The 12,233-nt window shown below is 66.7% G+C and carries 9 protein-coding genes; 2 read left to right on the top strand and 7 right to left on the bottom strand.

Annotated features, from left to right (window positions below):
- Positions 1-78 precede the first annotated feature (78 nt).
- The 5 genes from ACQPYH_RS18970 to ACQPYH_RS18990 form a co-directional block, all read right to left on the bottom strand.
- Positions 79-2,388, bottom strand: coding sequence for a caspase family protein (locus ACQPYH_RS18970; protein ID WP_432893032.1), 2,310 nt, complete (start codon positions 2,386-2,388; stop codon positions 79-81).
- On the bottom strand, positions 2,378-2,704 hold the full coding sequence (locus tag ACQPYH_RS18975; RefSeq protein WP_432893034.1) for an effector-associated constant component EACC1: 327 nt from the start codon (positions 2,702-2,704) through the stop codon (positions 2,378-2,380). Before ACQPYH_RS18975 ends, ACQPYH_RS18970 begins: the two co-directional genes overlap by 11 nt.
- Positions 2,705-3,015: 311 nt before the next feature.
- The gene (locus ACQPYH_RS18980; RefSeq protein WP_432893036.1) at positions 3,016-3,930 is read right to left on the bottom strand and encodes a phosphotransferase; all 915 of its coding nucleotides are present in this window, start codon (positions 3,928-3,930) and stop codon (positions 3,016-3,018) included.
- A gap of 197 nt (positions 3,931-4,127) precedes the next feature.
- Positions 4,128-5,372 (bottom strand): Dyp-type peroxidase, encoded by a 1,245-nt coding sequence (locus ACQPYH_RS18985; protein ID WP_432893038.1) that lies wholly within the window; start codon positions 5,370-5,372, stop codon positions 4,128-4,130.
- The gene (locus ACQPYH_RS18990) at positions 5,365-6,522 is read right to left on the bottom strand and encodes an imelysin family protein (protein WP_432893040.1); all 1,158 of its coding nucleotides are present in this window, start codon (positions 6,520-6,522) and stop codon (positions 5,365-5,367) included. Before ACQPYH_RS18990 ends, ACQPYH_RS18985 begins: the two co-directional genes overlap by 8 nt.
- 205 nt (positions 6,523-6,727) lie before the next feature.
- Here ACQPYH_RS18990 and ACQPYH_RS18995 point away from each other — a divergent pair, with 205 nt between their 5' ends.
- Entirely contained in the window at positions 6,728-8,893 is a 2,166-nt protein-coding gene (locus ACQPYH_RS18995) for an alkaline phosphatase family protein (RefSeq protein ID WP_432893042.1), read from the top strand.
- 104 nt (positions 8,894-8,997) lie between these two features.
- Here ACQPYH_RS18995 and ACQPYH_RS19000 read toward each other — a convergent pair whose 3' ends face one another.
- A complete protein-coding gene (locus ACQPYH_RS19000) occupies positions 8,998-9,687 on the bottom strand; it encodes a PIG-L deacetylase family protein (protein WP_432893044.1) in 690 nt (229 codons plus the stop codon).
- A 140-nt stretch (positions 9,688-9,827) separates the two neighbouring features.
- Here ACQPYH_RS19000 and ACQPYH_RS19005 point away from each other — a divergent pair, with 140 nt between their 5' ends.
- Complete coding sequence (locus ACQPYH_RS19005; protein ID WP_432893046.1) at positions 9,828-11,291, top strand: MGH1-like glycoside hydrolase domain-containing protein; 1,464 nt, start codon at positions 9,828-9,830, stop codon at positions 11,289-11,291.
- Here the strand turns inward: ACQPYH_RS19005 and ACQPYH_RS19010 are convergent.
- Positions 11,266-12,126, bottom strand: a complete 861-nt coding sequence (locus ACQPYH_RS19010; RefSeq protein WP_432893048.1) for an oxidoreductase — start codon at positions 12,124-12,126, stop codon at positions 11,266-11,268. The genes ACQPYH_RS19005 and ACQPYH_RS19010 overlap by 26 nt on opposite strands.
- Positions 12,127-12,233: the final 107 nt, after the last annotated feature.

Below are 12,233 nucleotides of genomic sequence, written 5' to 3' on the forward strand. Positions count from 1 at the left end.
TCGCCCAGACTTCGCAAGGGCACCGCGCCGGGCCGCGCGTTCGGCGTGTTCAGTCGACCTGTGGCGCTGACGGATGAATCAGAACTTCCAGGCCATCCAGTTGCTGAGGAGCAGGCCGAGCCGGTCGGCGCCCAAAGGTGGAAGCACAAGGGACCCGATCAGAAGGCATACGGCCATCAGCGCGATGAGCGCAGTTGATGGACCGTGGTGGAAGGATCCGATGCCATCCCAAACAAGTAGGTCGATGCCGAAATAGATGAGCTGCGCTGCGATCAGCACGACGCCCACGCTGGCGAGAGTTGCCAGCGAATTGAGTAGTCCCGTAGTGGGTGTCGCCGGGTGCTGTGAGAGCCCGAGTCCGAGTAGCAGGGCGGCCACGGAGTACACAGTCCAGCGGACAAGGGTTGGCCCGGGCCACCAACCTGTTCTTGTCTGTCGAGCGCGCGACGTCTGCGCCCTGAGCAGCGGACGCCAGATGTCCGCGCCAAGTGATGTCCGTCTCAGAGCCGCCGTGAGTGTACGCCGATGCTCGGCATTGCGCGGATGCGGCGGGGTACCGCCCAGGATCGTCAAGATGTCCGAAGATTGATTCTGAGCATCTGAGGCAGCAATCAACTCCACCAAGACGGCCACCGGGCGGCCGCCGGCTCGTTCGAGGACAACGTCTGCATCGGCGCCGCGGCCTACGCGCCGCAGAGCTTCGACCAGGTCGATGATCTGGTCTGGCGTCCTCTGCCATCCCGCACATTGCAGCAGGTAATGCACATCGTCTCGATCCGCCCGGGACTCAATCAGTGCGGTAAGCAACTCGACGACCTCGTCAGCGGGACGCAGCGCGGCCGGAGCAAGCACGGCATGCGACAGCGGCTCCCATTCGGTGACGAAACGGTCGAAGTCCCCGTACCTCCGCAGGTGCTTGGTGCTCGTGTCGGGTCCGGCCGGATCCTGCTCCCCGGCAGTTGCCGAGGAACGCGACATTCTTAGGGGCCGCATCGCGATCGGCGTCGCTCGGAGCCGACGGACGAGGTCGGCGATCTCGGCACCTGTCCGCTGCGCGGCGAGCCGCAGTACGGTCCGGGCATCCGCGTCGCGGTCCGCATTTTTCAGGCCGATGGCCAGCGCTGCCAGTTCGGGCACCGGCCGCAGACCGCATGACAACAGGATTCGCTGCACGGCTCGATCCTCGGCGGCGGTGTCGGGCATGTCCACATCGCCCGGCTTGACGATCTGCGGTTCGGCGAGCTTCGTAATCCGCCCGAGGACCTCGGCGACCGGCAGCGTGCTAGCGGCCAGTTCGATGTCGTCCCACTCTCGACCGGTCCCGACCGATATCGTGCGTCGCTCGGGAGCAACCTCGACAAGCGCGTGCCGCACCCGCTCCCGGTCGTCGACGGCGCGTGCGGTCTCCGATGCGGTGTCGTTGAGAGATTGGGCGAGCAGATCGAGCCGGTCTTCGATGTCTTGTTTCGCTTCGATGGTCAGGTCGTCCTGACGAATGCGGAGCAACCGCTCGATCTGACGCTGGGATTCCAAATCTCGGTCAGCCAGCGCTTCCGCCCGCGCCTGCGCCGCCTCAAGCGCCGCAGTCAACCGTACGATCTCAGCCTGGTCGTCGACCGGACGTACGACAGGGCTAACGTTGCGGGCGAAGGCGAGCCGACCGGCCTCGTGCCGCACAGAGCTCGTCGGTCTCGGCTTGCCGTCGCGGACCAGTTGGTCGGCTGTGGTGGCAAAGATGAGATCCAGGGGCAGTATTGTCTGGGCGTGTGGGACGCCGGCCTCCACGACGTCGACGAAGTACTTCGTGAAGAACGTCTGCGGACGCGAGAGTGTCTCGTCGTTCTCGAACCAGGCCGGACTGTAGGCGCCACTCGCAGCCATCGTGTAGGCGCCGGTGCCGCGGACCATATCGAGAAAACCTTCGCCGGACAGCTTGTTCGCCGCAGCGAGTCCAGCGAAGCAGCAGTCGAGGATGACTACCTTCGTTTCAGCGTTCGATTGCCTTAGGGCATCTCGAACGTTGTCGAACAGCAGGCTTGTCGATGTCCGTCGGGCGGCCTCTGTCCGGGAGCCGGCCAGTCCGAGGCACAACCGGTCGTCGCTATCTGGCTGGCCGTGGCCGACGAAGTAGAAAAGTGCAACACCGTCGGAGTTCGTCTGCGCGTACATCTCGACGAGCTCATCGAAGAGGTCTCCGGGTCTGGTTCGGTTGGCCACGGTCGTGATGCGATCGGCTGGCCAGCCGCAGACCGGACTTGTCAGTAGCTCAGTCATTCGCGTCAGGCTGTTCTGGGCCGCCGGGACGGGCGGCAGGTGCTGGTAGTCCCAGGTACCGATTAGAACCGCGCGAGATCCCGAGTGGTCGCGTAGCGCATGCTCAGTCGGCATCGACGAGCCGCTCGAGTACTGGCATTACGTCGGTCACGTTCTCTGCGGTGATGGAGAAGTCCTGTCCCTTCATCTTCACCCTCAGCGTGATCGTGCTCCGCCGCGACCTGAGATACTCGGGCAGCACTCGGATTGCCGCGACCAGACCCGCACTGCCCGCAAGTACGGACAAGTAGTCCAGTGCTCCTTGCTGACCAGCCTCCGGCACGCTGGCCTGCTGCACGACCTGGACTCCCGGCCCAGCAGCCTGCAACCACTCCCGCAGCGCTCGCAACTCCGCCTGGTCGGAGACCTCTACATCAAATCTGCGACTCACCGTTCCCCCTCGCCGAACACCGCTAGGTCAACCACAATCGGCCACCACGATGCACCCGGCATGCTACTCACGGCAACATCCAGGACCTGCGCAGACAGTGCATCGCGTCGGAACTGATCGTGCGTGTGGACAAGCGGTTAGCCGCAGACGCACTACGCACGGTGACTGTAAAGCCAGGGGACGCCGACCGGTCAACTAGGCCGGCTCGGTCGAAAATACGCCGTTTCGCGCGCGAAGTGCCCCGTCGCGCGTTGTGTCTGCTGATAGCAGTCGGAGGTTCCCATTTCGCGCACCGTCTCCGCCGGCGGCAGTTAGCGAAGGGCGGTCATTTCGTCGAGGGCTCGATGGCCGCGCTTGATAACCCCTGGGACCAGTTCGTGGCGGCCGTGGCGGATGGGGAACTCGAGTCTCACGAGGATTTGTGTGGCTGCGAGTACCGCCGCGGCCTCCCAGCCGACCAGGTCGAGGACCCTCGTTGAGAGCCGCCGTCGGGCATCGTCCAGCGGATCTTGGAAGGTGTGCCACTTGAGGGTGGTGAGATCAGTTGCCCGCGTGCCGCTGCCTGCGTTTCCGATATCGACGACCGCCACTACCGCTCCGTCGCGGACCAGGACGTTGTCGGGTTTGAAGTCGGCGTGGACCATGTCGGGTGGCTCTGGTGGTGATGCGGCGTTGGCACACAGGAGCCGCAGGCGGTCAACCAAGGCTGATACCGCGGAGGAGTACCCGGAAAGCTCGGCGACGGCCCTCGACAGACTCGGTGCTAGGTCCTGCCCGAAGTCCTGACCGGTGGCGAGCCGCCAGGCGTACGACCAGTGGTCGTAGGGCTCGGAGGCTTGGCCGGCCTGGAGTTCGTTGATCTCCATCAGCTTCTCAACGAGGGAGGGGGTCAGCTCTGGCGCGGGAGCCGCGTCAACGAAGTCGATCAGGTGCCATACATGAGTGGCTGTGGCCCCCACTCCGAGCCAGGCCGGGGTGGGATAGCCGCGGCTACGCATGTGCTCGACGATTCTCTGGGTTCGCAACGACTCGTCCAGCTGGTTGGGGCGTGCCCTCGGCCACGCTTTGAGCACTCCATTTGCCCTTCCGGCCACCTCAACGCGGATGGCACCCACATCGAAGCCTCCGGGTAGGCGACCGAGAAGAGTGACCTCTGCCCCGACGACGCTGGCCACGTCGGCCAGGACCTCGGTCGGCAGCGCTTCGGGATGGGTTCCCTGGCTCATCGGCTCGAAGGGCCGATCAACCGTTCGTACGGCTCCGGCAGAACTTCAAACGCACGCGCAACCATGCCGGCATCCTGGCACCCTTCCACGCCCCACCGCATGCCATTTCCTTGCCGAAGAGCGAACCCCTGGAACCTCGAGTGCCTGGTGGTTGGGGTGACCGGGCCGCTCTCAGGACCAACTGATCCGCGGAAGGTTCAGTCGAGGAGGGTGCGGCCTAGCCAGTCGTTGGCATGTTGTACGCCGGGGAGGGCGAAGAAGTAGCCGCCGCCGAAGGGGGTGATGTAGTCGACAAGGGGTTCGTCGATGAGGAGGGTTTGGGTGGTGACGAACTGGCGGTCCAGGTCGGCGTTGAAGCAGATGAAGATCATGCCCATGTCGAGCTGGCCGTTGGGCTCGATTCCGGCGCTGTAGTTGAAGCCTCGGCGCAGCATCCGGCGGTCGTCGGCGGTGCCGTCGTGGGGGTTGGCGAGGCGGGTGTGGGCTGTCAGCGGGACGGTGTTGCCGTGCGCGTCCCGGTAGTAGCTGGGGAGCTGGAGCTCTTCCCGGCCGGCTACTCGTTCGCCCGGGCGGCCGGATAGTGGTGCACCGGTGTCGCGGTCGCGGCCGAAGATCCGTTGCTGCTCGTTGATCGAGATCCGGTCCCAGAACTCCACGAACATCCGGATCAGCCGGACCACGTGGTACGTACCGCCGGTCACCCAGTCCGGTTCGTCGCCGCCGGCCTTCGTCCACACCAGCTGATCGAGCAGCTCGGGACGGTCGAGGAACTCGTGGTTGGCCGTGCCGTCCTTGAAACCGAACAGATTGCGGGGCGTCCCGCTCGGTCGCGGCGGGCTGGTGAAGCCTTCCATCTGCCACAGCACCTGCAGGTCGGCCCGGGTCGCGCGCATCAGGATGCGCAGCGCATGCAGCACGGTGTCACGGTGATTGGCGCAGATCTGCAGCAGCAGGTCACCGTCGCAGCGTTCGGGGTCGAGCGTGTCGTTCGGGAACTCGTCCATCGCGCGCAGCCGGGCCGGTTTGACGTCGGCGAGGCCGAACCTGTCGTCGAACAGGCCGGCACCGACGCTGACCGTGACGGTGAGACCGTCGGGCACCGTGCCCGGGCCGAGTACGCCGTTCTCGTACGGGGTCGACACAAGACCGTCGTCGCTGCCGCGTCCGGGCGGTGCGTCGCCGCCGGAGACCAGGTAGCGGATGGTCGCCGTCAGCGTCTGGAACATCCGCCGCAGCGCCGGCCGGTCGGCCGCGGTCACGAGGAACGCGACGACGATCGCCGCCTGCTGCGCAGGGTCGAGGATGCCGGCCTGGTGGGCACCTTCGAACGGCCGCCCCGCTGGTACAGCGGCGTCCGGTGCGGCGGTGTCCGGTACGGCCACGTGCGGTACGGCGACGTCCGGTCGAGCGATGCGCGGTACGGCGGTGTGGTGGTCAGTCATGGGTGATGGGGCCTCGGTCGCGGGTGGCGTTGCGGGGGTCGATGATGGCCGCGGTGTGGGAGAGCAGTTCGACGCTGTGTTGCACGGCCGCGTTGACCGCGGCCCGCTGCCGGGCGGACAAAGCCGCCAATCCGACCCAGCCGTCGGCGTGGTGGTGGCTGCGGATGATCTGCTGGGTGAGCCGGAGCTGCTCGTCGGTCTCGTGCAGGTACGGGTTCTGCTTGCGCAGGATCGGCCGGAGCGGGTCGAGCGCCTGCCAGACCCCGGTGATGTTCGCGTCTACGGTCGCCAGTTCGGTCTGGCTGCCGGCGTCACCGATCCCGTTCAGGTCCCACTGCAAGGCGTCCTCGAGGATCTCGTGCGCCCGCCGGGCCATGTCGATCGGCATGATCGCGTTCGGCAGCGCCAGTTCGTCGGCGAGCCGCCCGATCGCCTCGAGCAGCGCGTCGACGTGCGGCACGATCGTCGCCGTCGGCCGGTCCGACCACAGCATCGCCTCGATCTTGCGGAAGCCCGCGAAGTCCGCGTCCGCGAGACGGTCGGGGGCGATGCCGCGCGGCGGGTCGGCGTTGATGTCGTCACCGGTTTCGTCGTACGCGCGGTAGGCGCCGCCCAGCGTCTCGTAGGTGAGGTGGGCGATCAGCCAGTCGCGTCGGGCGGCGGCTACGTCGCCAACCTCGACCGCGCGCCGCAGCTGTTCAACCTCTTCAGTCAGCCTGGGCAGCTGTCCGGTGATCCAGCCGACGTACGAGTTGATCGGGATCCGAAGGTCGAGCCCGGTCACGGGGATGATCCCGTGTACGTCGTACGGCAGCGGATCACCGGTGACGATGACCGGCCGGCTGTACTTGATCGTGTAGTCGGTGATGCAGACCCAGCGGTACGTCCCGGGCGGCACCGATGCCGTGACCGCACGGCTGACACCGCGGCCGAAGTGCTCGACCTCGAGGTAGATCCGCTCGGTCGCGGGATCTTCCAGGTAGACCTCCGCGCCGGCGCCCTCGTTGTTCACGAAGACGAAGTCGTAGCGGCCGGCCGGTCCGCCGAGCCAGTCGTCGATGGCGTAGGGCGAGCCAACGACCAGGACCAGGGGCTGCGGCCGGCTCGACGGCAGTGCTGGTGCGGCCGCCGAGGCCGTCGTACTGCTCACCGGGCCCACGCTGGGCGGCGGTTGTGAACGGATCCGATGCTGACCACAACGCGCCGGTGAACAGCGGGTGACCGGCCGGGCAGGTCGAGATCACGGAGTCCCTGAGTCTTCAGGGATTGTTCATGACGCGATGCTCGCGCGGTCCGGACCTTTGGCAGTTGACTCTTGGAGGAATCCCCGCCACGAGAGATTAGGTAGCAAACCTATGTCTGACAACGATTCGGCATCCGCGGACGTCACCAAGGCGTCCACGGAGCGCAACCGGATCAGCCGACGCCGGCTGATCCAGGCCGCGGGCGCCGCGGGCGCTGTTGCCGCCGCCGGAGGGCTGTCGACCGCCCCGGCCGACGCCGCACCGGACGCGACCGCGACGGTCGGAACGGCCGACAGCACGACCGGCTCGAAGCCGGCGCAGCACTCGCACCGCACCGGCACGATCAAGGACCTGAAGCACGTCGTGATCCTGATGCAGGAGAACCGGTCGTTCGACCACTACTTCGGCACTCTGGACCTGGCCGGCGCGCGCGGCTTCGCCGACAAGCAGGTGCTGACCTGGCAGAACGGCCAGACGATCTACTACGACCCCAACAGCCGCGCCGAGGGTTACCTGCTGCCGTACCACGCTGACAGCCTGAAGTACAACGCGCAGAACACCAGCGCGCGCAACAGGTACTTCATGGAAGCCGATGTGCCGTGGCACCACGCGATCGCCAAGGCCTACACCATCGGTGACCACTACTTCTGCTCGCTGGACACCAGCACCAGCCCGAACCGCATCATGATGTGGGCCGGCACCAACGACGCCGCCGGCACGCAGGGCGGCCCGGTCGTCAACAACAACGGCGACTACGGCTACGCCTACAAGTTCAAGACGTACCCGGAGACGCTGCAGGATGCCGGTGTCAGCTGGCAGATCTACGTCAACAACGACACCGACGACGACTTCCTCGGCGACTACACCGACAACACCGTCCGGTCGTTCGCGGCGTTCAACCCGGCGAACGCGAACCCGCAGAACACGCTGCCCCGCGAGGGCCTGCTTGCCCGCGGCAACGTTGTGTACGCCCACACCACGCAGCCCGCCGGGATCAAGAACGACACCTCGAACGTCGACTACGTACTGCGGGACTTCATCGCCGACTGCGCGTCGGGCGACATCCCCGAGGTGTCCTGGGTCGTCGCGCCCGCGGCGTGGACCGAGCACCCGACGTACGCCCCGAACAACGGCGCGGTCTACACCGACCGGGTGATCCAGGCGGTGCACGACAACCCCGAACTGTGGGAGTCGACGCTGATCATCCTGAACTACGACGAGCCCGACCACGCGAACCGCATCGGTGAAGGCGGCTTCTTCGACCACGTCGTACCGCCGATCCCGGAGGCCGGTACCGTCGGCGAGCGGGCGCCCGGAATCAAGCCCGGTATGGGCGGCCGGGTGCCGTTCGTGCTGGTCTCGCCGTGGACCCGTGGCGGCTTCGTCAACTCCGAGGTCTTCGACCACACCTCGACGATCCAGCTGATCGAGGAGTGGACCAAGAGCCTCGGCAGGCCTGCCATCTGCGCGAACATCAACGACTGGCGGCGCGGCGTCTCCGGCAATCTGCTCTCGGCGATCGACTTCGGCAACTTCGACACGTCGTTCCCGAACCTCCCGAAGCCGGCTGACCTGCTCAAGTCGGTCGTCACCGACGCCGGCCTGCCGCCCGTGCCCCAGCCGGCCGTCGGTGCGCAGGTCATGCCGACCCAGACGATCACCGGCAAGGCGAAGCGCAGCCCGCTGTCGTTCCAGCCCAACGGCGTACTCGTCGAGAACCCCGCGAACGGGACCGCGACCGCGACTTTCACGGTCGAAGGCGGCCCCAACGGCAAGGCGGTCAACCTGGTCGGGCTGGCCGACAAGTACGTGCCCGCCCTGACCGGCGCCGAGCCGCTCGGCATCGGCCAGGACGCGCTGCCCCTCACGGCCGGCAACCACCGGCCGAACTCGTACACCTGGGACACCAAGGCGACGGGCGGCAAGTACGCCTTCACCTTCTACGGCCCCGACCACTTCATCCGGTCCTTCGCCGGTACCGTCGTTCCGGCCAACGACAAGACCTCGGCCCAACCGCGGGTCGACGTCCGGCTGTCCAAGGCGCACGGGCGGTCGGCCGCGACTGTCGAGTTCACCCTGGCCGCCACCGGCCGGGCGGTGACCTACACGCTGACCGCGAACGACTTCGCCGGGAAGAAGACGACCATCGTGGTGCCGGCCGGCAAGCACAGCGTCATCACCTGGCCGACCGAGGACGGCTACTACGACGTGATCATCACCGCGACCGAGTCTGCGGACTTCAAGCAGCGGTACGCCGGACGCGCTGCGCAGAAATGATCCTTCGCGCAGTGTGTTGAGCTGATCGCGATGTGCCCGCGTTCCCACCGGATCGCGGGCGCATCTGCGTCGCGGGGTGTCAGTCCGCGGTGTCAGTCTCGGTGTCAGTCGTCGGTGTCGTCGGTGGGGAAGGCCGGCGGTGCTTGCAGGTCGTGGGCGCGGAAGAGGACGGCGTGCTCGACGCCCATGGTCTTGCCGTTCATCGTGGCGAACATCGGGATGAACTCGGCGGGGGCCGGGTGCCAGGGGAGCGCGGCCAGGTACGCCGCGTGTGCCTCGAGTGAGGCGACGCCCTTGCGGAGCGGTTCCCCGGTGACGTCGACGCCGTGGGTCGCGTTGCCGCCCAGGCCGGGGACGAGGTACCAGCGCGGCGAGTGCGGCTCGAGCTGCTCGTCGTCGATCTGTTCGGGGAAGACCCAGCGGTTGCCCGCGTCGCGGATCGCGTCGAGGGTCGCGAGCCCGGCGGCGCGGTGGTCGGCCTGGTCGAAGCCGAACGGCGTCTCGACGTCGTACCCGACACCGAGTACGACGTCAGGCTTGAACCGGCGGATCTCCCGGCAGATGTCGCGACGCAGGTCGAGGCCGTAGACGAGTACCCCGTCCGGATGCTCGAGGACAGTCAGGTGCGTGACTCCCACGACGTCGCACGCGGCCTGCTGCTCGGCAAGCCGCAGTTCAGCCGTCTCCGCGGGAGGATTCGGCATCCCGGCCTCGCCCCGGGTGAGCAGCAGGTACCCGACCTCGATACCCCGCGCGGTCCACCGGGCAACGGCCGCAGAGCTCCCGTATTCCATGTCGTCAGGGTGCGCCACAACACACAACACCCGCTGAAAAGTCTCCTCAGGCAGAGCCGGCAACGTCATACCGGCATCTTTGCATCCCACTGGGTGTCCGCGCTGCAGTTGCTGGTCTGCGCGGCTGATGGAATGGGTTCATGACGACGACAGACTCTCGTCCGGTACTGCGGTTCGACGATGCGGCGAGCCAGGCGCTGTACGGGGCGATCTACGGGACCGCGCTCGAGAACCTGCTGGGGACCAATACCGTTCCGTTCGGCGAGGTGTACGCCAGGAGTGGGCTGATGGACCCGGCGGTCGGCATGGTCCGGGCCGGTGGTGGCTACGAGCAGCCGTGGACGCGGGATGCGACGATCAACAGCTGGAACGCAACGAGCTTGCTGGCGCCGGCGCTCGCCGCCAACACGCTGTGGGCGGTGGTCGAAAAGGATGCCGCTGGCAAGCTCATGGTGCAGCAGGACAGCCAGCAGTGGGATCAGGTGATCTGGACTATCGGCGCCTGGCACCACTATCTGGTGACCGGCGACCGGGACTTCCTGCAGCGTGCGTACGACGTTGTCACGAACACCGTCGCCCTCCGCGAGCAGGCTGCTGTCTTCGGCCGCGACGCCAGGTACGGCCTCTTCACCGGTCCGTCGTTCTTCAACGACGGCGTCTCCGGATTCTCGGCGCCGACGGCGGACGGGGACGAGTCGCGCGGCAGCGAGAGTACGTCGTACCCGGATGTCGTCTCTTCCATGTACTTGAGCACCAACGCGCTGTACTACGCGGCCTACATGCGCGCGGCCGAGATGGCGGAGGCACTCGACCGGCCGGCTGATGGCCATCGAGCCGAGGCAGCAGCGATCAAGCAGGCGATCAATCAACACTTCTGGAACCCACGAACCGGAAGCTACAACTACGAGCTGACCGCCGACGGGAAGCAGGGCGCGTACCAGGAAGGTGCGGGGCTGGCGTTCACCCTGCTCTTCGGAATCGCCGACGACGCGCAGGCCAGTTCCGTCATCGCGAATGCGCAGCGGATGACCCGGGGAATGCCCGACACCTATCCGCACTGGGACAGGTACTCCGGCGCCGAACCCGGACGGCACAACGCGATCGTCTGGCCACTCGTGCAAGGGCTCTGGGCAAAGGGCCTGGCTGAGCACGGCGATGTGGAGGGGTTCGCGACCGAGACCAGACTGCTCGCGGAGCTGGTCAGGGACAGCGGCGGTTTCTGGGAGATCTACGACGGGAACACCGGTGCCGTCGAGGGCGGCTACCAGGGCGCAACCGGCGTACTGAAACGTCGCTGGGATTCGCAGCCCGACCAGACCTGGTCGGCCACGGCCTTCATCGACATGATGCACACCGGCCTGTTCGGAATGACCTTCGACGCCCGCGGCCTGACCTTCGCACCGACACTCCCGCACGGCTGGGGAGACGTCACACTCAGCGGCCTGCGCTACCGAGACGCCGTCCTGACAGTGACACTTCGCGGCACAGGCAACGTCATCCGCTCCTTCAACCTCGACGGCCGCCCGTCCAGGGAGTACGGCGTACCGGCCTCCCTGCACGGGCACCACACAATCGACATCACCCTGGACTCGTCACAGACGTAGCACTCGTGTTCAGTTGTGCGAGTGCCACGGCCGGTAGGTCGATGGTTGCTGCGTCGACGTTCTCTCGTAGGTGGGCCACCGACGAGGTGCCCGGGATCAGCAGGGTCGTGGGGGAGCGGTGCAGGAGCCAGGCAAGCGCCACCTGCCTGGCTGTGTGGCCAAGCTCGTCGGCGACGGTTCGGAGTACGTCGGACTGCAGCGGCTGGAACCCGCCCAACGGAAAGAACGGGACGAAGGCGATGCGTTCCCGCGCGCAGAGGTCGAGCAGGGCGTCGTCGTTGCGTACGGCAACGTTGTAGAAGTTCTGGACTGTCCGGACGGGCGCGATGCGCCGCGCCGCCTCGAGTTGCTCGGCGTTGACGTTGCTCACGCCGAGGTGCCGGATCAGGCCTTCCTGTTGCAGTTCGGCCAGCACAGTGAACGGCTCGGCGATGTCGGTCGCTGTGCCGGTCATGCGGAGGTTCACTACATCCAGGGCCGGCAGGTCGAGGTGGTCGAGGTTGTCGTGCACCGCCGAGATGAGCTCGGTGCGTGACAGTGCAGCGGGCCAGGACTTGTCGGGGGCGCGGCGGGCGCCGACTTTGGTGACGATGTGCAGGTCGTCCGGGTAGGGGTGAAGGGCTTCGCGGATGAGGTTGTTGACGGTGTGCGGGCCGTAGTAGTCGCTGGTGTCGATGTGGGTCAGGCCGAGCGCGACGACTTCGCGGAGTACGGCGATCGCGGCGTCGCGGTCCTTCGGCGGACCCCATGCCATCGGGCCGGCCAGTTGCATGGCGCCGAAGCCCATCCGGGTGAGGATGAGGTCGTCGGTGACGCGGAAGGTGCTGTGCTTCAAGGTAGTTCCGTTCAGCTCGTTCTGGATGACTGTGCCAGCGTCGCCTGTCCGGCGGACCGCCATCCACTCACGGATCTGATCTGGAGCAGAACCTCCAACCAAATCTG

This window comes from Kribbella sp. CA-245084 (assembly GCF_050942355.1).
Taxonomy (GTDB): domain Bacteria; phylum Actinomycetota; class Actinomycetes; order Propionibacteriales; family Kribbellaceae; genus Kribbella.